This window comes from Streptomyces sp. AM25, from assembly GCF_058146165.1.
This window is the reverse complement of record NZ_JBKIWN010000048.1, coordinates 1-23,564: the sequence shown is the minus strand read 5'-3', so window position 1 is coordinate 23,564 and position 23,564 is coordinate 1. Positions and strand designations below refer to the sequence as shown.

The window sequence follows — 23,564 nt, the reverse complement described above, 5'->3', positions numbered from 1 at the left end:
CGCACCCCCGGGTCCTACCATCGGGCAACCCGAATAGGTGATCTTCGTTCGGACCGGCCTCCCGGCATCCATTCGCGCCTCACGCAGTGAACTAGGCTCGTCGCGTCACGGCCGCATCCGCGGCCGGCAGGTGGACGGGAGTGGACCCGTGGCGGAGGCCGGGAGAGCGCAGCAGACCGGGGTGAGGGGGCGTCAGGCCCCGCCTCCCTCTCACCTCTTCGTCGGCAGGGCGCGTGAGATCAAGGAGCTGCGCGACGACATCGTGCGCGCCGGGCTCGACACTCTTTCGGGTCGCAAACGCCCCCGCAGCCGGGTGCTGCTCATCGCCGGCCAGCCCGGCTCCGGCCGCACCGCGCTCGCCGAGGAGCTGGCCCGGCAGCTGGCCGGGGAGTACCCGGACGGAGTACTCCGCGCCCGCCTCACGGGTGCCGACGGGGAGCCCGTCCCCACCGAGCGGACGGCCCGGGCCCTGCTCGCCGCGCTCGGGGCGCCCGTCCCCGCGGGGGCGGAGGAGGACGTTCTCGCCGCCGCCCTGCGCCGGGCCCTGGACGGGCGCCGCGCGCTGATCGTCCTGGACGACGCGGCGGGCGCCGAACAGGTCGACCCGCTGCTGCCGGACGAGTCCGACTGCCTCGTCGTCGCGGTCTCCCGCGGCCCGCTGACCGGCGTGCCGGACGTCCGGCCGTGCACCCTCGGCGGGCTGGACACGCACGCAGCCGTCAAGCTCCTGGAGCGGTACGGCGGTCACCGGATCACCTGCGACCCGGTGGCCGCGGCGGCGGTCGCCGAGGAGTGCGGCAGCCAGCCCGCGGCGCTGATCCTGGTCGGCGGCTGGCTGGCGGCCCGGCCCAAGATGTCGGTGCTCGACGTCGTCAAGCGGCTGCGCGAGCAGCGGCCCGAGAGCGCGGGACGGCCGCTGGCGCGGGCGTTCTGGCTCGCCTACGAGGCCCTGCCGACCGCCGCCGCCCGCACCTTGCACCTGCTCGCGCTGGCCCCCGCCGGGCTCGTCGACGCGCACACCGCCTCCGCGCTGGCCGGCTGCTCGCTCTCCACGGCCCAGGGCCTGCTGGAGGACTTCACCGTCCGGGGCATGCTGCGCCAGGAGACCCCCGGGGGAGCGCCCGACGGCGCGCTGCCGCCGCAGTACCGGGTGCCGGGCTGTCTGACGCCACTGCTGCGGGCCCTGCTGGAGGCCCAGGAGCGGGAGACGGAGGTGGAACTGGCCAGGGCGCGGATGCTGGAGAGGACCGTGCGGCAGCTGCATTCCTGCCGGGCCGCCACCGAGCGTGACGACCCGTCGGTGCGCCGCAGGATCGACCAGCTGCCCCGGCCGCTGCGCTTCCCGTCGCCCGCGGCCGCCGGCGAGTGGCTCGACGCCCGGCTTCCGGCGCTGCTGGCGGCGGCGCGGATGGCCGTGGAGGACGGCCGCCTGGACACCCTGGCCCGGCGGCTGGTCTCGGCGCTGACCCGGGCGCTCACCGCGCACCTGGGCGCCGAGGCCGCGGCGCCCGAGCTCTACGGGCTGCACCAGCTCGTCCTCGACGTGGCGCGGCGCTGCGAGATGCCGCTGGAGAAGGCGGCCGCCCTGCTGAACCTCGGCGACCTGGACGCCCGGGCCGGGCGGACCGCGGAGGCGCTCGGCCGGTACCGGGACGCGCTCCAGTCGGCGCGCGAGGCCGGCGATCCGTACGCCATCAGCCGCGCGCTGGAGTCCGTCGCCGCCGCCCACCAGGAGCTGGGCGACTGGCAGCGGGCCGCCGACTGGTTCCGGCGGGGCCTGGAGCTGCGCCTGACCCGGGGTGAACTGGCCGAGCAGGCACGGCTGTACGGGCGGCTCGGCACGGTGCACACCCAGGCCGGGCAGTGGAACGACGCGCTGCGGGACTGGCGGGCCGCGGCCGCGGTGTGCCGCAGGCTGCGGGATCTGCCGGGCCATGCGCGGGCGTTGAGCGAGGCGGCCCTGGTGCTGGAGTACGCGGGCCGGGCCCGGGAGGCGCTGCGGATCTGCCGGGAGGCGGCGGAGTGCGCCCGGCAGTCCGGGGACGCCCGGCTGGAGGCCGTGGTGCGGCTGCGGCTGGCGGACGCCCTGGAGCGGCGCGGCGACGGGGTCGCGGCGGAGCAGCACCGGCAGGCGGCGGGGGAGCTCCTCGCGGCGGAGGAGCCTGTTCCGGAGGTACTCGGAGCGCCTCGTTCCGCCGCTTCCGGGTGACCCACAGTTACTGGCAAGCCACCTACGAAATCAGTAGCAGTATCCGCAAAGATTGGTGCATTGCAAGGCTAGACAGCGAACAGTCCTTCATTAGACTGGGTGAGCCGCGAGCGACGCGGTCTGCCCTGGCATGCCCTGCATGTCGGGATTAGCCTGTCATTCTCTGATTCAAGGACCGTGATCGACGTGAAGGTCGGCATCCCCCGCGAGGTCAAGAACAACGAATTCCGCGTGGCCATCACCCCCGCCGGTGTGCTGGAGCTGGTGCGCAACGGCCACCAGGTCTTCGTGGAGAAGGGGGCCGGTCTCGGCTCCTCCATCACCGATGCCGAGTACGTGGGCGCCGGTGCCGCCATCCTGGACACCGCCGACGAGGTCTGGGCCACGGCCGACCTGCTGCTGAAGGTCAAGGAGCCCATTGCGGAGGAGTACCACCGCATGCGCAAGGGCCAGACCCTCTTCACGTACCTGCACCTGGCCGCCTCCCGCGAGTGCACCGACGCCCTGATCCAGTCGGGCACCACCGCCATCGCGTACGAGACCGTCGAGCTCGACAACCGTGCGCTGCCGCTGCTCGCCCCGATGTCCGAGGTCGCGGGCCGGCTGGCCCCGCAGGTCGGCGCCTACCACCTGATGCGCTCGGCCGGCGGCCGCGGCGTGCTGCCGGGCGGCGTCCCGGGCACCCACGCGGGCAAGGCCGTCGTCATCGGCGCCGGCGTCTCCGGCTGGAACGCCGCGCAGATCGCCGTCGGCATGGGCTTCCACGTCACCCTGCTCGACAAGGACATCAACAAGCTGCGCGAGGCCGACAAGGTCTTCGGCACCAAGGTGCAGACGGTCGTCTCCAACGCCTTCGAGCTGGAGAAGGCCGTCACCGAGGCCGACCTCGTCGTCGGTGCGGTGCTGATCCCGGGCGCCAAGGCCCCGAAGCTGGTCACCAACGAGCTCGTCGCCAAGATGAAGCCCGGAAGTGTACTTGTCGACATTGCGATCGACCAGGGCGGCTGCTTCGAGGACTCGCGTCCGACCACCCACACCGAGCCGACCTTCATGGTCCACGACTCCGTGTTCTACTGCGTCGCCAACATGCCCGGCGCCGTCCCGAACACCTCCACCTACGCGCTGACCAACGCCACGATGCCGTACATCGTGGAGCTGGCCAACCGCGGCTGGCAGGAGGCGCTCAGCCGTGACGCCGCCCTCGCCAAGGGCCTCAACGTCCATGAGGGACAGGTCGTTTACGGCCCGGTCGCCGAGGCGCACGGCCTGCCGCAGGTCGAGCTGAGCACCCTGCTCGGCTGAGCCGCCGACCCCGTACGACGGGAGCACGCCCCGGCCGGGCCTTGCCGCGCAAGGCCCGGCCGGGGCGTTTCCGCCTCCGGTGCAGCCGCCTGTGAAACTTCCGGGTTACCGGGCGTACACCCTTGACAGAAGGGTGTTCGATTGCCGACACATCGTGCCGTCTCCGGCGGATTGTGTTGCTGCGGACCGCCGACACGCCATAGAGTCGCCAACCGTCGGCATGGTGCCACGCTGACCTATCTAGATGTTTCCTGGTCACCAAGGAGGTAGGACGACTTGTGAATGAGTCGACATTTGCTCCCGGGGGTGGTCACCCAGGAATGATGCCTGCGCAGGACGGGAGTCCCGTGGGACTTCACGCTGTCGGCTCCGTCGCTGTCCGCACCTTCGCAGCACACCACGACATCCAGACCATGACGACAGCCCACCAGAGCATGGACGGTCAACACGTGAACGCCATGGCCGGCGGCCGGGACAGCACGGACCCCGCGCGCCTCGCCGAGTACGAGGAAGTGCCGGACGGTCACTTCTACGACCCCGACGCCGAATACGAGCCGGACCCCGAGTACGCCGCGACGCTCGCCCCCGACGCCGCACGCCAGCGCCGCGAGCGCATCGGCCCCACCGGGCGCCCGCTGCCGTACTTCCCCATCCCCGGACCGCTGGCGGACCACGGCCCGGCCAAGATCATCGCGATGTGCAACCAGAAGGGCGGGGTCGGCAAGACCACCTCGACCATCAACCTGGGCGCCGCACTCGCCGAGTACGGCCGCCGGGTGCTGCTCGTCGACTTCGACCCGCAGGGCGCGCTCTCCGTCGGACTGGGCGTCAACCCGATGGAGCTGGACCTGACGGTCTACAACCTCCTGATGGAGCGCGGGATGTCGGCCGACGAGGTCCTGCTGAAGACCGCGGTCCCCAACATGGACCTGCTGCCCAGCAACATCGACCTGTCCGCGGCCGAGGTCCAGCTCGTCAGCGAGGTCGCCCGCGAGTCCACCCTGCAGCGCGCCCTGAAGCCGCTGATGTCGGACTACGACTACATCGTGATCGACTGTCAGCCGTCGCTCGGCCTGCTGACGGTCAACGCCCTGACGGCGGCTCACAAGGTGATCGTCCCCCTGGAGTGCGAGTTCTTCGCCCTGCGCGGCGTGGCCCTGCTGACCGAGACCATCGAGAAGGTGCAGGAGCGGCTCAACCCCGAGCTGGAGCTCGACGGCATCCTCGCCACGATGTACGACTCGCGGACCGTGCACAGCCGCGAGGTCCTCGCGCGCGTCGTCGAGGCCTTCGACGACCACGTCTACCACACGGTCATCGGGCGCACGGTGCGCTTCCCCGAGACCACGGTCGCGGGCGAGCCCATCACCACCTACGCCTCCAACTCCGTCGGTGCCGCCGCCTATCGCCAGCTCGCCAGGGAGGTGCTCGCCCGGTGTCACGCCGAGTGAGTCTGCCCGGCGCCGACGAACTGTTCCGCACCACCGGAGGGTCGGGGCTGCAGTCCTCCTCCCCCCGCCGGAAGCTGAACGGCGAGACGCCGAGGGTGCCCGGCCCGGGTGAGGGCCCGGACGCCGCGCAGCCGGGCAGGACCGCCGCGCAGGAGGGCACCGCGCGTGCCGCGGCCGCCCCGGCAGCGGGCCAGGAGCAGGAGGAGGCGCGCCGCCCGGACGGAGGCCGCGAGCGCCCCGCCGCCGCTCCCGTACGGACGGACGGGACCGCGGCCCCGGGCAAGCGCCGCAGCCGCGCCGCCAACCGCCGCCCGAGCGGCCGCGAACGCCACGACGAGAAGATCACCGTCTATGTCTCCGCCGAGGAACTCATGGACCTGGAGCACGCGCGGCTGGTGCTGCGCGGCGAGCACGGGCTCGCCGTCGACCGCGGCCGGATCGTCCGGGAGGCCGTCGCCGTCGTCCTCGCCGACCTGGAGTCGCGCGGCGACGCGAGCATCCTCGTGCGGCGCCTGCGCGGCCGCTGAGGCGTTCCGCTGCGCTAGCCTCGCGCCGTACGAGCCCTGAGCCGTACGGCCAGTTCCGTCCCCACCCTGGAAATCCCCATGCCTGCAGCCGCCTCCCCGTCGACCCGTCGCACCCTGGGCCGCGGTCCGGGAAGCGGGCCCGAGGACGCCGCCGGGGCCGGGCTTCCTCCCGCGGCCCCTCCCGCCGACGCGGCCGGCACGATGCCTTCCGGCCCGGAGGCCCCCGCAGGGTTCACCGTCCGGCTGGACAACTTCGAGGGCCCGTTCGACCTGCTGCTGCAGCTCATCGCCAAGCACAAGCTGGACGTCACCGAGGTGGCCCTGTCCAGGGTCACCGACGAGTTTATGGCGCACATCCGGGCCATGGGACCGGACTTCGACCTCGACCAGACGACCGAGTTCCTCGTCGTGGCGGCGACGCTCCTGGACCTCAAGACGGCCCGGCTGCTGCCCGCCGCCGAGGTCGAGGACGAGGCCGACCTGGCCCTGCTGGAGGCCCGCGACCTGCTCTTCGCACGGCTGCTGCAGTACCGCGCGTACAAGCGGATCGCGGAGATCCTCAGCGACCGCATGGCCCATGAGGGCCGCCGCCGGCCGCGCACCGTCGGCCTGGAGCCGCACCACGCGGAGCTGCTGCCCGAGGTCGTCCTCGGCCTGGGCCCGGAGGCCTTCGCCCGGCTCGCCGCCAAGGCGATGCAGCCGAAGCCCACGCCCCAGGTGTACGTGGACCACATCCACGCCCCCCTGGTCAGCGTCCGCGAGCAGGCCGAGGTCGTGGTGAACCGGCTGCGCACGGCCGGCGAGGCGAGCTTCGCGCAGCTGATCGAGGACGCGCCCGACACCCTCACCGTCGTCGCGCGCTTCCTCGCCCTGCTGGAGCTCTACCGCGAGCGCGCGGTCGCCCTGGACCAGGGCGAGGCGCTGGGGGCGCTGACGGTGCGCTGGACGGGCGCCGAGGGGGCCCCGGTGGTGACGGACGAGTTCGACCGCGAACCCGAGGAGACGACGGAATGACCGAGGCGACGCAGGAGACCCCGGAGGCGCCCGCCGGGACCTCCGCCGTGGCGGAGCTCGACCTCGAGCCGGCCCTGGAGGCCGTGCTGATGGTCGTCGACGAGCCCGCCACCGAGGAGCACCTGGCCAGGGTCCTCGGCCGGCCCCGCCGCGAGATCGCCCTGGCGCTGCGGAACCTGGCCGACGAGTACACCGCCCGGCGGCGCGGCTTCGAGCTGCGCGAGGTCGCCGGGGGCTGGCGCTTCTTCAGCCGGCCCGAGTACGCCGACGCCGTCGAGGCCTTCGTCCTGGACGGCCAGCAGGCCCGGCTCACCCAGGCCGCACTGGAGACCCTGGCCGTCGTCGCGTACCGTCAGCCGGTCAGCCGTTCCCGGGTCTCGGCCGTCCGCGGTGTGAACTGCGACGGCGTCATGCGCACCCTCCTCCAGCGGGGTCTGGTGGAGGAGGCGGGGACGGAACCCGAAACAGGTGCGATCCTGTACAGGACGACGAACTACTTTCTGGAGCGGATGGGCCTGCGCGGCCTGGACGAGCTTCCCGAGCTCGCACCGTTCCTCCCCGAGGCGGACGCGGTCGAGGGGGACTCCCAGGAGGGGGTCCCGTCCTTCGATCCGGACGCACCGGACACCGACGCAGACGACAAGACGGAACTTTGATGCGAAGCAGCGGCAGGAACAGCGGTAGCGGCAGCCGGGACAACCGGGGCGGCGCACGGGGCGGGGCGCCCCGCGGCGGCTCCGGCGGCGGGCGCGCGGGCGGCGGGCGCTCCCAGGGCGGCCGCTCCGGCGGCGGACGGTACGACGACGGCCGCTCCGGCGCCCGGCGCGACGACCGGCAGCAGGAGCAGCGCCCGCGCCGGCCGCGCCCCGAGGAGCGCCGCTACGACGTGGGCCCCGACGCGGAGCGCGGCTCCGGCGGCCGGGGCAGCTCCGCCCGCGGCGGCGCCAAGGGCGGCCCGCGCCGCAGCCCGGCGGCCGGCGGCGGGCGCACGCAGCCCGGGCGCCCGCGCGAGCTCGACGCCAAGATCGAGGAGCGCAACCGCGAGCGGTACAACAAGCCGAAGCCCAACCTGCCCAAGACCTTCGGCGAGCAGGAGGGCGAGCGGCTGCAGAAGGTGCTGGCCCGGGCCGGCATGGGCTCCCGCCGCGCCTGCGAGGAACTGATCGAGCAGGCCCGCGTCGAGGTCAACGGGCAGATCGTCACCGAGCAGGGCCTGCGCGTCGACCCCGAGAAGGACGAGATCAAGGTCGACGGCCTGACGGTCGCCACCCAGTCGTACCTGTTCTTCGCCCTCAACAAGCCCGCGGGCGTCGTCTCCACCATGGAGGACCCCGACGGCCGCCAGTGCCTCGGCGACTACGTCACCAACCGCGAGACCCGGCTCTTCCACGTCGGCCGTCTCGACACGGAGACCGAGGGCATCATCCTGCTCACCAACCACGGAGAGCTGGCCCACCGCCTCACCCACCCCCGGTACGGCGTCCAGAAGACCTACCTGGCCGCCATCACCGGCCCGCTGCCGCGCGACGTCGGCAAGCAGCTCAAGAGCGGCATCGAGCTGGAGGACGGCTACGCGCGCGCCGACAACTTCCGCGTCGTGCAGCAGACCGGCAAGAACTACCTCGTGGAGGTCACCCTCCACGAGGGCCGCAAGCACATCGTGCGGCGCATGCTGGCCGAGGCGGGCTTCCCGGTCGACAAGCTCGTCCGCACCTCCTTCGGCCCGATCGCCCTGGGCGACCAGAAGTCGGGCTGGCTGCGCCGCCTGACGAACACGGAGGTCGGCATGCTGCTGCGCGAGGTCGACCTGTAGGAAGGCGGCACCCGCTCCCGGCACCCGCGCCCCGCAAGGGGCGCGGGGAACTGCGCGAGCAACCACAGCCGGCCCGCAGGTCTCACGACCACACGGTCAAGCCGGTCGCCAGACCGCTCTCGTCCCGCTGAATCTCCATCATCCCCTCCACCGCATCACGCGTGATGCGCCCGTACACATGAGGGAACTGCGTCCCCGGCGCAACCCCCGGCGGCGGGGCCGGGTCCGCCGGCTCCCAGCGGACCATGACGTCCAGCTTGTGCTCGTCGATGAGCAGCGCCATCAGCGGTCCCGGCGTCTCCCGGTAGAAGGCCGAGGCCACGGCCAGCGTCGTGGCCTCGTCGGGGGAGCAGTGCACGAAGCCGTCGTCGGCCAGCGAGGCGGGGGAGTACGGGCGGTCGGGCAGGGCGAGCCAGTCGTCCAGGGGGACCACGTGATAGATCATGCCTTTCGTTGTACCGGACACCGCGCTCGCCGTCCCGCAGGGCGGCACTAGGCTGGGTCCGGTGAGAACAGCCCTCGTCATCGGCACCGGCCTGATCGGCACCTCCGCCGCCCTCGCCCTCGCGGGCCGCGGCGTCCAGGTCCACCTCAGGGACCACGACCCCGCCCAGGCCCACACCGCTGCCGCCCGCGGCGCCGGCACCGACCAGGAGCCGGACGGACCGGTCGACCTCGCCGTCGTCGCCGTGCCCCCCGCGCACGTCGCCGCGACCCTGGCCGAGGCCATCCGCAGCGGGACCGCCCGCGCCTACCTCGACGTCGCCAGCGTCAAGGGCGGCCCGCGTCGCGAGCTGGAGGCGCTCGGCTGCGACCTGTCCCGCTACCTGGGCACGCACCCCATGGCCGGGCGAGAGCGCTCCGGGCCCATGGCGGCCGGCGCCGACCTCTTCGAGGGCCGGCCCTGGGTGCTCACCCCCACCCGTGAGACCGACACCGAGGTCCTCAACCTCGCCCTGGAACTCGTCGCCCACTGCCGGGCGGTGCCCGTGGTGATGGACGCCGATGCCCACGACCGCGCCGTCGCTCTCGTCTCGCACACCCCGCAGCTGCTCTCCAGCCTGGTCGCCGCCCGGCTGCAGGACGCCGACGAGACGGCTGTGCGGCTGTGCGGCCAGGGCATCCGCGACGTGACCCGGATCGCCGCCTCCGACCCGCGGATGTGGATCGACATCCTCTCCGCCAACCCCGGCCCCGTGGCCGACATCCTCTCCGCCGTCGCCGCCGACCTGGACGGGACCGTGCGGGCCCTGCGCGCCCTGGAGTCCGCCGACGACGCCAAGCGGGGCGAGGGCGCGGAGGGCATCGAGGACGTGCTGCGCCGCGGCAACGCCGGCCGCTCCCGCGTCCCCGGCAAGCACGGTGCGGCCCCGGCGGTGTACGAGACGGTCACGGTGCTGATCGGCGACCAGCCGGGCGAGCTGGCCCGGATCTTCGCCGACGCCGGCCGGGCGGGCGTCAACGTCGAGGACGTCCGCATCGAGCACGCCACCGGCCAGCAGGCCGGCCTGATCCAGCTGATGGTCGAGCCGGGCGCGGTCGCCGGGCTGGTCGCGACGCTCCGCGATCAAGGCTGGTCGGTGCGGCAGTAGGCGGCGGGGCAGCGGCTGCACGGGGCGGTCGGGCGAGCCAGTAACCTTGTGTGAGGCTCCCAGCCGCCAGATTTCTCCGTCCCGTGCACAAGAAAGGTGTCCAACACCGTGGAAACCGCCGCCCGGACCGCTCCGGCAGCCGTGATCGTCGGCATCGACGGCCCCTCCGGCACGGGCAAGTCCAGCACCTCCAAGGCCGTCGCCGCCAAGCTCGGCCTGCGCTACCTGGACACCGGCGCCCAGTACCGGGCGATCACCTGGTGGATGCTGAACAACGGCATCGACGTGAACGACGCGCAGGCCGTCGCCGACGCCGCGGGCAAGCCCGAGATCGTCTCCGGCACCGACCCGGCCGCCCCGGCCATCACGGTCGACGGCGCGGACGCGTCCGGCCCCATCCGCACCCAGCAGGTCACCGCCGCGGTCAGCGCCGTCAGCGCGGTGCCGGAGGTGCGCACCCGGATGACCGAGCTGCAGCGGGCGATCGCCGCCGAGGCGCCGGCCGGCATCGTCGTCGAGGGCCGGGACATCGGCACCACCGTCCTCCCGGACGCCGACGTCAAGATCTTCCTGACCGCCTCGGCGGAGGCCCGCGCCGCCCGCCGCAACGGCGAGCTGAAGGGCAAGGAGGCGGCCGACCTGGCCGCCACCCGGGCCGCCCTGGTCAAGCGCGACGCCGCCGACTCCGGCCGCAGCACCTCGCCGCTGGCGAAGGCGGACGACGCGATCGAGGTCGACACCACCGAGCTGACGCTGGACCAGGTCGTCGAGTGCGTCGTCACCCTGATCGATGAGCGACGCAGCCGAGATGCAGCGCAGGTCGAGGGTGCCGAGTGAGGAACGAGCGAGGTGCACTCGGCCGGAGCGGAATCGAGGCGGAGTGCGACCACAAGCACGTGAAGCGGTCGGCGTGACCGGTTCCGCCTCCGGTGCCGCCGTCGGGCGGCGGATCGGCATCGGCCTGATGTACGGGCTGTGGAAGCCGCGCGTGCTGGGTGCCTGGCGGGTGCCCGCCGCGGGGCCCTGCATCCTGGCCGTCAACCACACCCACAACATCGACGGCCCGATGCTGATGGGCACGGCGCCCCGGCCGGTGCACTTCCTGATCAAGAAGGAAGCGTTCATCGGCCCGCTGGACCCGTTCCTGCGCGGGATCGGCCAGCTGAAGGTGGACCGCACGGGCGCCGACCGCACCGCGATCACCGCGGCGCTGGACGTCCTGGGACAGGGCGGCGTGCTGGGGATCTTCCCCGAGGGCACCCGGGGCGAGGGCGACTTCGCCTCGCTGCGTGCGGGCCTGGCGTACTTCGCCGTACGCTCGGGCGCGCCGATCGTGCCGGTGGCGGTGCTGGGCAGCGCGGAGCGGAAGAGCCGCGTCATACGGGGGCTGCCGCCGCTGCGCAGCGGGGTGGACGTGGTCTTCGGCGAGCCCTTCCAGGCCGGCGACGGCAGCGGACGGCGCACGCGCAAGGCGCTGGACGCGGCGACCGTGCGCATCCAGCAGCGGCTGAGCGTGCACCTGGCGGACGCCAGGCGCTGCACCGGGCGCTGAACGAGACTTAGTAGCGGACCGTCAGGGTCCGGCGACGACGAAGAACTGAGGAACGGACTTCATGAACGACCAGATCCACACCGGCGACGAGCACGGTGAGCTTGGCGACGCCGAGTACGCGGAGTTCATGGAGCTCGCCGCCCAGGAAGGCTTCGACGCCGAGGAGGTCGAGAGCGAGCTCGCGGCCGCCGGGCACGGCCCGCTGCCGGTCCTCGCCGTCGTCGGCCGCCCCAACGTCGGCAAGTCGACGCTCGTGAACCGCATCATCGGCCGCCGCGAGGCCGTGGTCGAGGACCGCCCCGGCGTCACCCGCGACCGCGTCACCTACGAGGCCGAGTGGGCCGGCCGCCGCTTCAAGGTCGTCGACACCGGCGGCTGGGAGCAGGACGTCCTCGGCATCGACGCCTCCGTCGCCGCCCAGGCCGAGTACGCCATCGAGGCCGCCGACGCGGTGGTCTTCGTCGTCGACGCCACGGTCGGCGCCACCGACACCGACGAGGCCGTCGTCAAGCTGCTGCGCCGGGCCGGCAAGCCCGTCGTGCTGTGCGCCAACAAGGTCGACGGCCCGTCCGGCGAGGCCGACGCCGCCATGCTGTGGGCGCTCGGCCTCGGCGAGCCGATGCCGGTCTCCGCGCTGCACGGCCGCGGCACGGGCGACATGCTGGACGAGGTCCTCAAGGCGCTGCCCGAGGCCCCGGCCGCGACGTTCGGCGGGGCCGTCGGCGGCCCGCGCCGCATCGCGCTGATCGGCCGCCCGAACGTGGGCAAGTCGTCGCTGCTGAACAAGGTGGCGGGCGAGGAGCGCGTCGTCGTCAACGAGATGGCCGGCACCACCCGCGACCCGGTCGACGAGCTGATCGAACTGGGCGGCACCACCTGGAAGTTCGTGGACACCGCGGGCATCCGCAAGCGCGTCCACCTCCAGGAGGGCGCGGACTACTACGCCTCCCTGCGCACCGCCGCCGCGGTCGAGAAGGCCGAGGTCGCCGTCATCCTGATCGACGCCAGCGAGACCATCAGCGTCCAGGACCAGCGCATCATCACCATGGCCGTCGAGGCCGGGCGCGCCATGGTCATCGCCTACAACAAGTGGGACACGCTGGACGAGGAGCGCCGCTACTACCTCGAGCGCGAGATCGAGACCGAGCTGCAGCAGATCGCCTGGGCGCCGCGCGTCAACGTCTCGGCGCGCACCGGCCGGCACATGGAGAAGCTGGTCCCGGCGATCGAGACCGCGCTGGCGGGCTGGGAGACGCGCGTGCCGACCGGCCGCCTGAACGCCTTCCTCGGCGAGCTCGTCTCCGCGCACCCGCACCCGATCCGCGGCGGCAAGCAGCCGCGCATCCTCTTCGGCACCCAGGCGGGCACCAAGCCGCCGCGCTTCGTCCTGTTCGCCTCCGGCTTCCTGGAGGCGGGCTACCGCCGCTTCGTCGAGCGCCGCCTGCGCGAGGAGTTCGGCTTCGAGGGCACCCCGATCCACCTGTCGGTGCGGGTGCGCGAGAAGCGCTCGAAGAAGAAGTAACCGCGCCCCGTAGGGGCGCGGGGAACTGCGCGACCGGCTACAACCGGCCGCAGTTTCAGAAATTACGTCGTGGCGCGGGCGGCAACGCAGGCAGTGGACTGCCGCTCCGCTGCCGCCCGTAGTAGGAGTCCCAGGCCGGGTTGTACCCGGACTGTGGCTGGTACGTCCCCGCATACGGCTGGGCGTAGCCGCCGGGCGACTGCGCACCGAACCCCTTGAACCTCAACTCCTCCTCGCCGGCCCGGTCACCCGGCAGCGTCCGGAAGGACCGCCGGTACTCGGAGCAGAGAGCGTCGTAGATCGGGGTGACCGAGCCGGGGTGACTCTCCGGGGAGGCATCGCGGGGTGGGCGCATGCCGGGGATGTAGTTCGGATACGAGGTCCGGGAAACGGGTTCGTATGAGTACACATCCCTGCCAACGACTCCGGAGCCGCGGGGATGCGGCCCGGCGCAGGAATGCCCCGCCGGGGTGGTGTGCGCCGGGCGTGCACCGCGGGTCAGGTGCCCGCGAGCGGCATGCTCGCGCCGACCAGCCGTCCGCCCGCGGCGGCCCGGTCCAGGGCGTCGCGCAGCAGGTCCTCGCGGGGCTGCGCACCGATCGTTCCGGCGGGGGAGCAGAGGACCAGTACGCGGCGCTGCTTGTTGACGGCGGCGCGCCACTCGGGGGCCACCTCCATCGGCTGGTGCGCCTGCCACCACGCGACGGCGGCGCTGCTGCCGGGGCCCGGCTGGAGGATCGCGTGCAGCTGGCCCATGGCCAGCAGCACCGACCAGCCGGCGATGGGGCCCGGCACCTGGTCCATGGCGGGGACCTCCTTGAAGCCCTGCTCGCGGAGCAGGTCGAGGAAGACGTCGACGGGCCCGGAGGTGCCGGGGCGGGCGATCGGGCCCAGCGGCTCGACGACCAGCGCCGGGTGGACGTCCCCGTCGACCAGGACCAGGCCGCTGGTCACGCCCAGCTCGGCCTGCAGCGGCACCTCCGGGGTCGGCTGCCCGCCCTCGCCGGCGGTGATGGACTTCACGGCGCCCTGGAGCTGCTCCTCGGAGACCGGCACGACCTGGGAGGGGATGCAGGCCGCGTGGGCGAAGGCCAGCACCGCCGTCTCCTCGCCGACGAACAGCACCGTGCTGGTGCGCTCGCGGTCGATGTCGCCCGGGGTGCGGCAGGAGGTGCAGTCGTACACGCCCGGGGCGCTGTCGCCGCCGAGCAGTCGGTCCGCCTCTTCGTCGCCGATCTCGGCGCGTACTTCGTCGCTGACATCGAGCATGCGCGGCACGGGGAGCTCCTCGAACTTGGTGCGGGCAAAACGGTGGTGCAGCTGTGGTGCACGGGGTGCGTGGCCGCCGGGCTCTTCCCGGCCCACAAGGAAGACAACGGACGATCCGTGGCCGGGGTCACGGCCCGGAAAAGTTCCCGTCCCCGCTACCGATTCGCCAACGCTCGGACAACGAGTTGACGATCACAGCCAACCCTGCGGCACCGGCCACGGTCTAACCTTCAGGAGGCGGGTCATCGGGCGATGACCGCGGCACACCGGCTGCATGGGGACGAATGCACATCTCATTCCTGATTCACAACGCGTACGGGATCGGCGGCACCATCCGCACCACGTACAACCTCGCGAGCACGCTCGCCGAGCAGCACGACGTGGAGATCGTCTCCGTCTTCCGCCACCGCGACGAGCCGATGCTGGCCCCCGGCGGCAAGGTCCGCCTGCGGCACCTGGTGGACCTGCGCAAGGACAGCCCGGAGTATGCGGGCGAGCTCCCCGAGTACGCGGTCCCGGCCTCCGTCTTCCCCGCCGCCGAGGGCCGTTACCGGCAGTACAGTGCACTGACCGACGAGCGGATCGCCCGGCACCTGCGCGGCCTGGACTGCGACGTGGTCGTCGGCACCCGGCCCGGCCTCAACGTGCACATCGCGCAGCAGGCCCGGCGCGGCCCGGTCCGGGTGGGCCAGGAGCACCTGACACTGGGCACCCACAGCGGGCCGCTGAAGCTGGCACTGCGCACCCACTACCCGCGGCTGGACGCGGTCACCACCGTGACCGAGGCCGACGCGGGCACCTACCGCAAGCTGATGCGGCTGCCCGGGGTGCGGATCGAGGCGGTGCCCAACGGCGTTCCGGCACCGGCGCTGGAGCCCGCGGACGGCACCGGCAAGTGGGTCGTCGCGGCGGGCCGGCTGGCTCCGGCGAAACGGTACGACGTGCTGATCCGTTCCTTCGCCGAGGTGGCCGCCGAGCGTCCCGACTGGCGGCTGCGGATCTACGGCGCCGGCGCGGAGCGCGCCAAGCTGCGGGCGCTCGTCGACAAGCTCGGCCTCTACAACCACGTCTTCCTCATGGGCCCCGCCAACCCCCTGGACCCCGAGTGGGTCAAGGGTTCCGTCGCCGCCTGCACCTCCAGTCTGGAGTCCTTCGGCATGACCATCGTCGAGGCCATGCGCTGCGGCCTGCCCGTGGTCTCCACCGACTGCCCGCACGGCCCCGGCGAGATCATCACCGACGGGGCCGACGGCCTGCTGGTCCCCGTCGGCAAGCCGGACGCCATCGCGGCCGGGCTGCTGAAGCTGATCAACGACGACGAACTGCGGCGCCGCATGGGGCAGGAGGCGCTGAAGAACTCGGCCCGCTTCGACCCCGCGCACGTCGCCGAGCGCTACGAGGCCCTGTTCGCCGGCCTCACCGGCCGCGGCGGCCTGCGGGGTTCGCTGCACCGGACCCGGGGGGCCCTGCTCAGCAACGCGTTCAAGACCAGGGACGCGAGCCGTGCCGCCTTCCGCCGGGTGCGTGCCGCATGACCCCTTCCACCGTGCCCGCCGACGCCGCCGGTCCCGGCGGCTCCACCACCCCCGAGGAGTGCACCATCGTGTCTGCCCCTCCCATGGCCTTCGGCATGGGGAACCCCACTGCCGACTGCATCGCGGACTCCGCGGGCGGACTCACCTTCGACCTCGACGCCCCGGGCCTCTCCGAGGCCTGCGCCCAATGGTCCGCGGCCCTCGTCCTGCGCCGCAGGGGCGGCGACGACGAGTCCGGTGAGGTCCGTCTGCCGCTCACGCCCAACGGCGACGGCCGGGTGCGCGCGGTCCTGCCGAGCACCGTCGCCCTCCCGGAGGGCCGCTGGGACGTCCACGCGGCCTGCGGCGAGGAAGCCCCGCGCCGGCTGGTGCCGGGCCTGGCGGACCTGCGCTCCCTGGTCGACCGCAGACCCGGCCCCAGCACCTCGCCGCTCGCGGTCCGCATCCCGTACGCGACCAAGCACGGCAACCTCTCGCTGCGCAGCTGGCTGCGCTCCCCGCACGCCGAGGCCGGGGACCTCCTGCCGTCCCCCTCGGGCCTCACCGGTCGCGGCACCCTGTACCGCGTCGGCGACCCGGAGGTCTGGCTGAAGGACGCCGTGGTGGAAGCGCGGCTGCGCCGTGACAGCGATGTCATGCGCACTGCACCGGTCACCGCCGACGGCCCGGACTTCACCTTCACCCTCCCCTTCGCCGCCCTGTGCGAGGAGTGGCAGGGCGGTCTGGACGTCTGGGACCTGTGGCTGCGTCCGGCCGAGGGCCCCGCGGCCCGGATCGCCCGCATCCTCGACGACGTCGCCGACAAGAAACAGATATTCACCTACCCCGCCCAGGACGTCGACGCCTCCTGCGCCCCTGCCCGGGTGAGCGCGTACTACACCGTCGACAACGACCTTTCCGTACGGATCGACGAACGGCCCCCCACCGCCCGCTGACCCGTCAGGCGCCGGCCGGGCCCGGCTCGGCCGGGGCCGCCGCCGGTGCCTCCGTGCGCACCGTCTCCGGGTGATGCAGGTCGAAGGCCGGCGACTCGGAGCGGATGCGGGGCAGGGTGAGGAAGTTGTGCCGCGGCGGCGGGCAGGAGGTCGCCCACTCCAGTGAGCGGCCGTAGCCCCAGGGGTCGTCGACCTCGATCTTCCGGCCGTACTTGGCGGTCTTCCAGATGTTGTAGAAGAACGGCAGCGTCGACAGCCCCAGCAGGAACGCGCCGATCGTGGACACCGTGTTGAGCGCGGTGAAGCCGTCGGCCGCCAGGTAGTCGGCGTACCGGCGGGGCATGCCCTCGGCGCCCAGCCAGTGCTGGACGAGGAACGTGAGGTGGAAGCCGGTGAACAGGGTCCAGAAGTGGATCTTCCCCAGCCGCTCGTCCAGCATCTTCCCCGTGAACTTGGGCCACCAGAAGTAGAAGCCCGCGAACATCGCGAACACCACCGTCCCGAACACCACGTAGTGGAAGTGCGCCACGACGAAGTAGGTGTCCGTGACGTGGAAGTCCAGCGGCGGCGAGGCCAGGATCACGCCGGTGAGCCCGCCGAAGAGGAAGCTCACCAGGAAGCCCACCGACCACAGCATCGGTGTCTCGAAGGACAGCGAGCCCTGCCACATGGTGCCGATCCAGTTGAAGAACTTCACGCCCGTCGGCACCGCGATCAGGAAGGACATGAAGGAGAAGAAGGGCAGCAGCACCGCGCCCGTGGCGAACATGTGGTGCGCCCAGACCACCACGGACAGGGCGGTGATGGCCATGGTCGCGCCGATCAGCATCACGTAGCCGAAGATCGGCTTCCGGGAGAAGACCGGGATGATCTCGGTGATGATGCCGAAGAACGGCAGCGCGATGATGTAGACCTCCGGGTGCCCGAAGAACCAGAACAGGTGCTGCCACAGCAGCGCCCCGCCGTTCGCCGACTCGAAGACCACCGCCCCGAACCGCCGGTCCGCCTCCAGGGTCAGCAGGGCCGCCGCCAGGACCGGGAAGGCCATCAGGATCAGGATCGAGGTGAACAGGACGTTCCAGGTGAAGACCGGCATCCGGAACATCGTCATGCCGGGGGCGCGCATCCCGATGATGGTGGTCAGGAAGTTGACGGCGCCCAGGATCGTCCCGAAGCCCGACAGCGCCAGGCCCAGGATCCACATGTCGGTGCCGATCCCCGGCGAGCGCGCCGCACTGTTCAGCGGCGCGTAGCCGGTCCAGCCGAAGGCGGCGCCGCCCTCGGGCATCAGCAGGCTGCTCACCACGATCAGGCCGCCGAACAGGTACATCCAGTACGAGAGCATGTTGAGCCGGGGGAAGGCCACGTCCGGCGAGCCGATCTGCAGCGGCATGATCTCGTTGGCGAAGCCCGCGAAGGCCGGGGTGGCGAAGAGCAGCAGCATGATCGTGCCGTGGGCGGTGAACGCCTCGTTGAACTGCTCGTTGGTGAGGAACTGCAGCCCGGGGCGGGCCAGTTCGGCCCGCATCAGCATGGCGAGCAGCCCGGCGACCAGGAAGAAGGCGAACGAGGTGATCAGGTAGAGGTGCCCGATCTTCTTGTGGTCGGTGGTCGTCAGCCAGTCGACGACGACGGCGCCGGGCCGGCGCTCCCGGGCCGGCGCAGTCTCCGCCTGCGCGGTGTCGGTCCCCATCCGTGCCCCCTCGCTTCGCTCTCGGCTCGTGCGGCCTGTTGTGCACATGGGCTCTCCTGGGCACCCGCCATGATGCTCGTCCGCCGCCCGGCGCGCGAGGGTGCCTCGGCCGACCGTCCGTCAATCGCGCGTGGTGCGGGGTCGCCCAAGAGGCTGGAACTTTATATTCCGTATGTGCCGGAGCCGTGCAGGAAGACGTCCCGGAATTCTTGACGGTGCATAACGGGACGGCCGCGGCGCCGGGAATTCCCGGCGCGTTCCGCGGAGTTGCCGGGGGCATCCGGAAAAGGTGTCGTGAATTTCCCCGGGCCTGATTACGGGGGCGGTGCCGGGGGTGCGGAATTGCCGTACGGAGCCTGCTGGGCCGGAGTAAACCGGTGCGAGCCCTCTGTGACAGAAGTGTGACCAGTGGCGGACCCGGAGGCGACGCGAGCGTGCCCGGCCCCCGCTTCCCAGCCCGTCCGGAGCCCCCTACGGTGGCTGTCATGGCGCCTGCACCGCACCTTCCCCCCGACCCCGACGACGCCCCCGAGGACTACGTGGGGCTCGACGCCGACGCCGCCGCCGGGCGGGCTCGCGCCCGTGGCTGGGCGACCGTGCGGGCGTTGCCGCCCGGGGTGCTCATCACGATGGAGTACCTGGCGGGGCGGCTGAACTTCGAGGTGGTCGACGGCGTGGTGCGGCGCTGCTGGAAGGGGTAGTCCTTGCACGGTGCGTCGGCTGCGGGTCGTTTGTGGCTGAGCGCGCCCACGCGGCGGAGCCGCATGATGTAACAGCCCCGCGCCCCTTCGGGGCTCGGATGCGCCGATGGGCGGCCCGGATGCCCGGGCCGCCCATCGTGTTCTGCTGTTCTGCCTCAGCTCACCGTACGGCCGCCCAGCGGCGTCGTGCGCTGGGTCTGGTTCGCGTGCGGCGGGCGGCGGCTGCCGGTCGGGGTGACCGGGGTCCGCTCGGAGCGGACCGTGTGCGGCCGCTGCGGCAGGTGCGGGCGCCCGCCCGCCCGGCTTCCGGCGCCCACCGGCTCCAGCACCGGCGTCTCGTCGTCCGCCGGGGAGCGCGGCGCGCCCAGCGGGACGGGGACGGCGGCCGTGGCCGGCACCGGGGTGCGGCGGTCGCGCAGCCGCCGCAGCAGGGCCAGCAGCCAGGCCTCGGTGCGCGCCATGGGCGTCTCGAACCAGGGCAGCACCAGCAGGATCATCAGGCCCGCGGTCCAGCCGAGGGTCACGTCGCTCATCCAGTGCGTGCCCAGGTACACCGTCGTCATGCCGACGCCCAGCGCCAGCAGTGCGGCGGCCACCGAGGCGATCCGGCGGGTGCGCGGGGTGGTGGCCAGATAGGCGAGCACGCCCCAGGTCACCACGGCGTTCGCGGTGTGGCCCGAGGGGAATATGTCGCCGCCGGCGAACATCTCGTTGGAGCCGACGTGGGTGGCGTAGTGCGGCCCCAGCCGCCCCATCCCTATCTTCGCCGCGCCCACCGTGACGTTGAGCAGGAGCAGCGAGACGCCCAGCACCAGCAGCGGACGCAGCGTCCTCTGCTTGTAGGCGCACCAGCCCAGCCAGGCGGCCACCGCCACGGCGGTGGGGCCGCGCTGGCCCAGCACCACGAAGTAGTCGAGGAAGGCGTGGATCTCCGGCCACTGCTTGTACGGCCGGAAGAGCATGACCTGCCAGTCGAACCGCACCGGCCAGGAGTTGGTGAGCACGCCGACCACGATCGCCGCGTAGACCACGGAGGTCGCCGCGAGGATCCCCACGCGGGCGCGGGTCATCCGCGGGCGCGGGGGCTCGGTCCGGCGCTCCTGCGAGGGCAGGAGCTCGTCATTGGTAGGCACTCAATCGACGTTACATTGCGTGACGGGGGGCCTTGGCCGATCGGGCCGCTTTGTGATGACGATGTGATGTGGAATGCGTCTCAATCCTGACCTCCGGCATGTTTGAATCCGCCGGATAAGGGCCGCATAAAAAGCACGCGGCAAAAAAACCGCCGGGCGATGTCCGGCGGTTTTCGTGGCAATTCCCCTTTCGTTCCGCGGAGTTCGCCGGCGCGTGGCCGCCGCGTTCCGCGGTGTTTGCGGACGGCCCGCCGCGGCCGGTCCCGGGAAAGCCCCGGGAACGCCCGATAATCGATCATGGCGGGCCGGAGCCGTGCAGCCAGAACGCTCCGTAGACCGCCGACGCCAGCGCCACGGTCCCCACCGTCGCCGCCGCCCGCACCGTGCGCAGCCGTGCCACGGCCTCCGCGAGCGGCAGCAGCAGCGGGAACGCCGGCAGCATCAGGCGCGGCTTGGAGCCGAAGTACCCCTTCGCGGTCAGGGCGAGCAGCAGCACCACGCCCCCGTAGACCAGCAGCGGCAGCGGCTGGCGCCGCCGTACCCCGGCCGCGTACAGCCACAGCACCAGGGCGAAGCCGACGAGCAGGGCGAGCCCGCCCGCGAACCCCGGGCCGTCCAGCAGCCCGCCGATGAACCGGCCGAAGGCCAGCCCGCCGTCGAAGCCGTTGCCCCAGCCGCCCTGCACGTCGAGGTAGCCGGTCGTGCTGCCCGTCCGCACCCCGACCCAGGCCACGTAGCCGAGCCAGCCCAGCGGGGCCAGCGCCACCCCGAGCAGCATCCGCCGTCTGCCGGATCTCGTCGTCTCCCCGCGCCACACCAGCACCGCCGCCGTGATCCACACGGCCGCCACCGCCGCCGCCCCCACCGGCCGGGTCAGCCCGGCCAGCGCCGCGAGCGAACCCGCCCACACCCAGCGGCCGGTGAGCACGCAGTACACGCTCCACGCGGCCAGCGCCGTGAACAGCGACTCCGAGTACGCCATCGACTGCACGATCCCGACCGGCAGCGCCGCCCACAGCGCCGCGAGCGCGATGCCCGCCCGCCGCCCGTGGCACAGCTCGCCGATCGCGAACAGCGCCCCCGCCGCGCACAGCGACGCGACCGCGCCGACCACCAGCCCCGCCTCGCCAGCCGAGAGCGGTGACACCGCCGACACACCCCGCTCCAGCCACGGCAGCAGCGGAAAGAACGCCAGGTCGGAATGGACCCGCCCGCCGCTCAGATGCAGCGTGTACCCGTAACCGGCCTCGGCGATCCGCGCGTACCAGAGCGAGTCCCAGCGCGCCGACAGCAGCGTGACCGGGTCCTTGCCGTCGGACAGCCCCCACACCGCGAGCACCACGATCCCCAGCGCCCGCACCCCCGCGTACACCAGCAGCGCCGGGACGGCCCGGCGCAGCAACCCCGGCACCGCGCGGCCGCGCAGCGGGCCGCCGTACACGGCGGTGGGGGCGCCGGTGCGTATGCCGGAAGGGGAAACGAGATCAGTCACCCGACCGATTGTCCCAGCCGCGTGAGGTGAGGCGGGCCACGTGCGCACGGGCGGGACTCGCGTACTCTGTCGACTCGCACGACAGAGAGGTGTGTGAATGTCCGGGACGACCACCGCCGATCCCCGGCGGTCCTCGGGCGTTCCCCGGCAGCGCTCCCGGCGGGACCGGCTGCCCTGCGGCGGGAACGGAGGCGGCGCGAGCCGCTGGACCGTGCTCGTCGTGCTCTGCGTCAGCCTGCTGCTCGTCGCCGTCGACGCCACCGTGCTGCATGTCGCGGTCCCGGCCGTCACCGAGGACCTGCACCCCGGTGCGATCCAGCTGCTCTGGATCGTCGACGTCTACCCGCTCGTCTGCGCCTCGCTGCTCATCCTCTTCGGCACCCTCGGCGACCGTGTCGGGCGGCGCCGCGTGCTGCTGCTCGGCTACGCGCTCTTCGGCGTGGCCTCGGCCGTGGCGGCCTTCGCCGGCTCGGCGGAGGTCCTCGTCGCCGCGCGGGCGCTGCTCGGCGCCGGCGGCGCGATGATCATGCCCGCGACGCTCTCCATCCTCCGGCAGGTCTTCCCCGACCGCCGGGAACGGGCCCTGGCCATCGGTATCTGGAGCGCGGTCGCCGCGATAGGGGCGGCGGTCGGGCCGCTGCTCGGCGGCTTCCTGCTGGAGCACTTCTGGTGGGGCTCGGTCTTCCTCATCAACCTGCCGCTGATGGCGGTCAGTCTGCCCGTCGGGCGGTGGCTGCTGCCCGAGTCGACCGGTGACCGCAACGGGCCGTGGGACGTGCTCGGTGCACTGATGGCGGCCTGCGGGCTGTTCGGCCTGGTCCTCGGGGTGAAGCGGATCGGCACGGCCGAGCCGCTGTCGCTGGGTGCGCTGGTGCCCGCCGCGCTGGGGGCCGCGCTGCTCATCCTCTTCGTCCGGCGGCAGCGCCGCCGTGCCCACCCGCTGGTCGACCTCGCGATGTTCGGCCGCCCGGCGTTCGGCACGTCCGTCGGCTGCATCGTGCTGGCCATGCTGGCCCTCGTCGGCCTGGAACTGGTGGCCGCGCAGTACTTGCAGCTCGTGCTGGGCCTCACCCCGCTGCAGACCGGACTGCGGCTGCTGCCGCTGACGCTGGCTGCCATGGCCGCGGGACTGGTCGGCTCCCGGATCCTGCACCGCGTCGGACCGCGGGCGATGGTCGCGTCCGGCTTCGTGCTGACCGCCGTGGCGGTGCTGTCCCTGACCGCCCTGGGCCGCCAGGACCGGCCGGCCCTGATGGTCGCGTGCTTCGTCCTGCTCGGTTTCGGACTGGAGACCACGCTGTTCGGGGCGTACGAGTCGATGCTCAGCGAGGCTCCCGCGGAGTCCGCGGGCGGGGCCGCGGCGATCGGGGAGACGTCGTACCAGCTGGGGGCGGGGATCGGTATCGCGCTGCTGGGCAGCGTGATGAATGCGGCGTACGCGCCGGGAGTTGCGGATGTGCCGGGGGTTCCGAGCGCGGCCGGTGCCGCGGCGGGGCACTCCGTGGGGGAGGCGTACGAGGTCGCCGACCGGCTCGGCGGGCCGGCCGGGGTGGCCCTTCGCGCTGCCGCGCGGGATGCGTTCGTGCATGGTCTGCACGTGACGCTGGCGGTGAGCGCGGGGCTGCTCCTCGCGGGGGCGTTGGCGGCGCTGCGCCTGCCGCGCTCCGCGGAGGGCGGCGCCCCGTAAGGGGGCGCGATCAGCCACGACGCGCCCGCAGCCGAGGTTCTCGGGGCTTCGCCCCGGGCCCCTGGGGTGGTGCGTCGGCCGCGGGCCGTCTGTGGCTGGTCGCGCCCACGCCCTTCAGTTGGAGATCGGTTCGGGGG

21 protein-coding genes are annotated in these 23,564 nt (G+C 72.8%); 15 read left to right on the top strand and 6 right to left on the bottom strand.

Going from position 1 to position 23,564, the window contains the following annotated elements; translation table 11 throughout:
• The first annotated feature begins 115 nt into the window (after nt 1–115).
• The 7 genes from ACLHRZ_RS34310 to ACLHRZ_RS34280 all read left to right on the top strand — a co-directional run bounded on the left by ACLHRZ_RS34310 (nt 116) and on the right by ACLHRZ_RS34280 (nt 8,316).
• Entirely contained in the window at nt 116–2,209 is a 2,094-nt protein-coding gene (locus ACLHRZ_RS34310) for a tetratricopeptide repeat protein (RefSeq protein ID WP_490422552.1), read from the top strand.
• A 186-nt stretch (nt 2,210–2,395) separates the two neighbouring features.
• Nucleotides 2,396–3,511, top strand: a complete 1,116-nt coding sequence (gene ald, locus ACLHRZ_RS34305; protein WP_490422551.1) for an alanine dehydrogenase — start codon at nt 2,396–2,398, stop codon at nt 3,509–3,511.
• A gap of 323 nt (nt 3,512–3,834) precedes the next feature.
• Entirely contained in the window at nt 3,835–4,962 is a 1,128-nt protein-coding gene (locus tag ACLHRZ_RS34300; protein WP_490422535.1) for a ParA family protein, read from the top strand.
• Entirely contained in the window at nt 4,947–5,489 is a 543-nt protein-coding gene (locus ACLHRZ_RS34295) for a hypothetical protein (protein WP_490422534.1), read from the top strand. The genes ACLHRZ_RS34300 and ACLHRZ_RS34295 overlap by 16 nt, the downstream gene beginning before the upstream one ends.
• 78 nt (nt 5,490–5,567) lie before the next feature.
• Nucleotides 5,568–6,503 (top strand): segregation and condensation protein A, encoded by a 936-nt coding sequence (locus tag ACLHRZ_RS34290; protein ID WP_490422533.1) that lies wholly within the window; start codon nt 5,568–5,570, stop codon nt 6,501–6,503.
• A complete protein-coding gene (scpB, locus tag ACLHRZ_RS34285; protein WP_490422532.1) occupies nt 6,500–7,159 on the top strand; it encodes an SMC-Scp complex subunit ScpB in 660 nt (219 codons plus the stop codon). The genes ACLHRZ_RS34290 and scpB overlap by 4 nt, the downstream gene beginning before the upstream one ends.
• Nucleotides 7,159–8,316 carry a pseudouridine synthase gene (locus ACLHRZ_RS34280; protein ID WP_490422531.1) on the top strand — a complete coding sequence of 386 codons (1,158 nt, stop codon included), beginning with the start codon at nt 7,159–7,161 and terminating at the stop codon, nt 8,314–8,316. Before scpB ends, ACLHRZ_RS34280 begins: the two co-directional genes overlap by 1 nt.
• A gap of 82 nt (nt 8,317–8,398) precedes the next feature.
• Here ACLHRZ_RS34280 and ACLHRZ_RS34275 read toward each other — a convergent pair whose 3' ends face one another.
• Nucleotides 8,399–8,761: a DUF952 domain-containing protein gene (locus tag ACLHRZ_RS34275; RefSeq protein ID WP_490422530.1), complete on the bottom strand. Its 363-nt coding sequence runs from the start codon at nt 8,759–8,761 to the stop codon at nt 8,399–8,401.
• Nucleotides 8,762–8,822: 61 nt separating this feature from the next.
• On the opposite strand from ACLHRZ_RS34275, the gene ACLHRZ_RS34270 reads away from it, so the two are divergent.
• The 4 genes from ACLHRZ_RS34270 to der all read left to right on the top strand — a co-directional run bounded on the left by ACLHRZ_RS34270 (nt 8,823) and on the right by der (nt 12,982).
• Nucleotides 8,823–9,908, top strand: a complete 1,086-nt coding sequence (locus tag ACLHRZ_RS34270) for a prephenate dehydrogenase (protein WP_490422529.1) — start codon at nt 8,823–8,825, stop codon at nt 9,906–9,908.
• A 108-nt stretch (nt 9,909–10,016) separates the two neighbouring features.
• The gene (cmk, locus tag ACLHRZ_RS34265) at nt 10,017–10,745 is read left to right on the top strand and encodes a (d)CMP kinase (protein ID WP_490422528.1); all 729 of its coding nucleotides are present in this window, start codon (nt 10,017–10,019) and stop codon (nt 10,743–10,745) included.
• A gap of 127 nt (nt 10,746–10,872) precedes the next feature.
• A complete protein-coding gene (locus ACLHRZ_RS34260) occupies nt 10,873–11,460 on the top strand; it encodes a lysophospholipid acyltransferase family protein (RefSeq protein ID WP_490422550.1) in 588 nt (195 codons plus the stop codon).
• 61 nt (nt 11,461–11,521) lie between these two features.
• The gene (gene der, locus ACLHRZ_RS34255; RefSeq protein ID WP_490422527.1) at nt 11,522–12,982 is read left to right on the top strand and encodes a ribosome biogenesis GTPase Der; all 1,461 of its coding nucleotides are present in this window, start codon (nt 11,522–11,524) and stop codon (nt 12,980–12,982) included.
• Between the two features lie 55 nt (nt 12,983–13,037).
• Here the strand turns inward: der and ACLHRZ_RS34250 are convergent, their stop codons facing one another.
• Both ACLHRZ_RS34250 and ACLHRZ_RS34245 read right to left on the bottom strand, forming a co-directional pair.
• On the bottom strand, nt 13,038–13,337 hold the full coding sequence (locus ACLHRZ_RS34250) for a hypothetical protein (protein ID WP_490422526.1): 300 nt from the start codon (nt 13,335–13,337) through the stop codon (nt 13,038–13,040).
• A 143-nt stretch (nt 13,338–13,480) separates the two neighbouring features.
• Nucleotides 13,481–14,260, bottom strand: a complete 780-nt coding sequence (locus tag ACLHRZ_RS34245; RefSeq protein ID WP_490422525.1) for a DUF8842 C-terminal domain-containing protein — start codon at nt 14,258–14,260, stop codon at nt 13,481–13,483.
• Between the two features lie 275 nt (nt 14,261–14,535).
• Here ACLHRZ_RS34245 and ACLHRZ_RS34240 point away from each other — a divergent pair, with 275 nt between their 5' ends.
• Together ACLHRZ_RS34240 and ACLHRZ_RS34235 are read left to right on the top strand one after the other, a co-directional pair.
• Nucleotides 14,536–15,786, top strand: coding sequence for a glycosyltransferase family 4 protein (locus tag ACLHRZ_RS34240; RefSeq protein ID WP_490422524.1), 1,251 nt, complete (start codon nt 14,536–14,538; stop codon nt 15,784–15,786).
• A complete protein-coding gene (locus tag ACLHRZ_RS34235) occupies nt 15,783–16,721 on the top strand; it encodes a hypothetical protein (protein ID WP_490422523.1) in 939 nt (312 codons plus the stop codon). Before ACLHRZ_RS34240 ends, ACLHRZ_RS34235 begins: the two co-directional genes overlap by 4 nt.
• A 4-nt stretch (nt 16,722–16,725) precedes the next feature.
• Here the strand turns inward: ACLHRZ_RS34235 and ctaD are convergent, their stop codons facing one another.
• Nucleotides 16,726–18,414, bottom strand: coding sequence for an aa3-type cytochrome oxidase subunit I (gene ctaD, locus ACLHRZ_RS34230; RefSeq protein ID WP_490422522.1), 1,689 nt, complete (start codon nt 18,412–18,414; stop codon nt 16,726–16,728).
• A 485-nt stretch (nt 18,415–18,899) separates the two neighbouring features.
• On the opposite strand from ctaD, the gene ACLHRZ_RS34225 reads away from it, so the two are divergent.
• Nucleotides 18,900–19,115: an I78 family peptidase inhibitor gene (locus tag ACLHRZ_RS34225; protein WP_490422521.1), complete on the top strand. Its 216-nt coding sequence runs from the start codon at nt 18,900–18,902 to the stop codon at nt 19,113–19,115.
• Nucleotides 19,116–19,270: 155 nt separating this feature from the next.
• Here the strand turns inward: ACLHRZ_RS34225 and ACLHRZ_RS34220 are convergent, their stop codons facing one another.
• A complete protein-coding gene (locus ACLHRZ_RS34220; RefSeq protein WP_490422520.1) occupies nt 19,271–20,248 on the bottom strand; it encodes a phosphatase PAP2 family protein in 978 nt (325 codons plus the stop codon).
• Nucleotides 20,249–20,543: 295 nt separating this feature from the next.
• A complete protein-coding gene (locus tag ACLHRZ_RS34215; protein WP_490422519.1) occupies nt 20,544–21,740 on the bottom strand; it encodes a hypothetical protein in 1,197 nt (398 codons plus the stop codon).
• 97 nt (nt 21,741–21,837) lie between these two features.
• On the opposite strand from ACLHRZ_RS34215, the gene ACLHRZ_RS34210 reads away from it, so the two are divergent.
• A complete protein-coding gene (locus ACLHRZ_RS34210; protein ID WP_490422518.1) occupies nt 21,838–23,427 on the top strand; it encodes an MFS transporter in 1,590 nt (529 codons plus the stop codon).
• The last annotated feature ends 137 nt before the right edge of the window (nt 23,428–23,564 follow it).

Bases quoted from the DNA above. Each gene is read 5' to 3' on its own strand.
- ACLHRZ_RS34300 (WP_490422535.1), top strand. From the start codon at position 3,835: ATGCCTGCGCAGGACGGGAGTCCCGTGGGACTTCACGCTGTCGGCTCC.
- ACLHRZ_RS34290 (WP_490422533.1), top strand. From the start codon at position 5,568: ATGCCTGCAGCCGCCTCCCCGTCGACCCGTCGCACCCTGGGCCGCGGT.
- scpB (WP_490422532.1), top strand. From the start codon at position 6,500: ATGACCGAGGCGACGCAGGAGACCCCGGAGGCGCCCGCCGGGACCTCC.
- ACLHRZ_RS34280 (WP_490422531.1), top strand. From the start codon at position 7,159: ATGCGAAGCAGCGGCAGGAACAGCGGTAGCGGCAGCCGGGACAACCGG.
- ACLHRZ_RS34275 (WP_490422530.1), bottom strand. From the start codon at position 8,761: ATGATCTATCACGTGGTCCCCCTGGACGACTGGCTCGCCCTGCCCGAC.
- ACLHRZ_RS34260 (WP_490422550.1), top strand. From the start codon at position 10,873: ATGTACGGGCTGTGGAAGCCGCGCGTGCTGGGTGCCTGGCGGGTGCCC.
- der (WP_490422527.1), top strand. From the start codon at position 11,522: ATGAACGACCAGATCCACACCGGCGACGAGCACGGTGAGCTTGGCGAC.
- ACLHRZ_RS34250 (WP_490422526.1), bottom strand. From the start codon at position 13,337: ATGCGCCCACCCCGCGATGCCTCCCCGGAGAGTCACCCCGGCTCGGTC.
- ACLHRZ_RS34240 (WP_490422524.1), top strand. From the start codon at position 14,536: ATGCACATCTCATTCCTGATTCACAACGCGTACGGGATCGGCGGCACC.
- ACLHRZ_RS34235 (WP_490422523.1), top strand. From the start codon at position 15,783: ATGACCCCTTCCACCGTGCCCGCCGACGCCGCCGGTCCCGGCGGCTCC.
- ctaD (WP_490422522.1), bottom strand. From the start codon at position 18,414: ATGGGGACCGACACCGCGCAGGCGGAGACTGCGCCGGCCCGGGAGCGC.
- ACLHRZ_RS34225 (WP_490422521.1), top strand. From the start codon at position 18,900: ATGGCGCCTGCACCGCACCTTCCCCCCGACCCCGACGACGCCCCCGAG.
- ACLHRZ_RS34210 (WP_490422518.1), top strand. From the start codon at position 21,838: ATGTCCGGGACGACCACCGCCGATCCCCGGCGGTCCTCGGGCGTTCCC.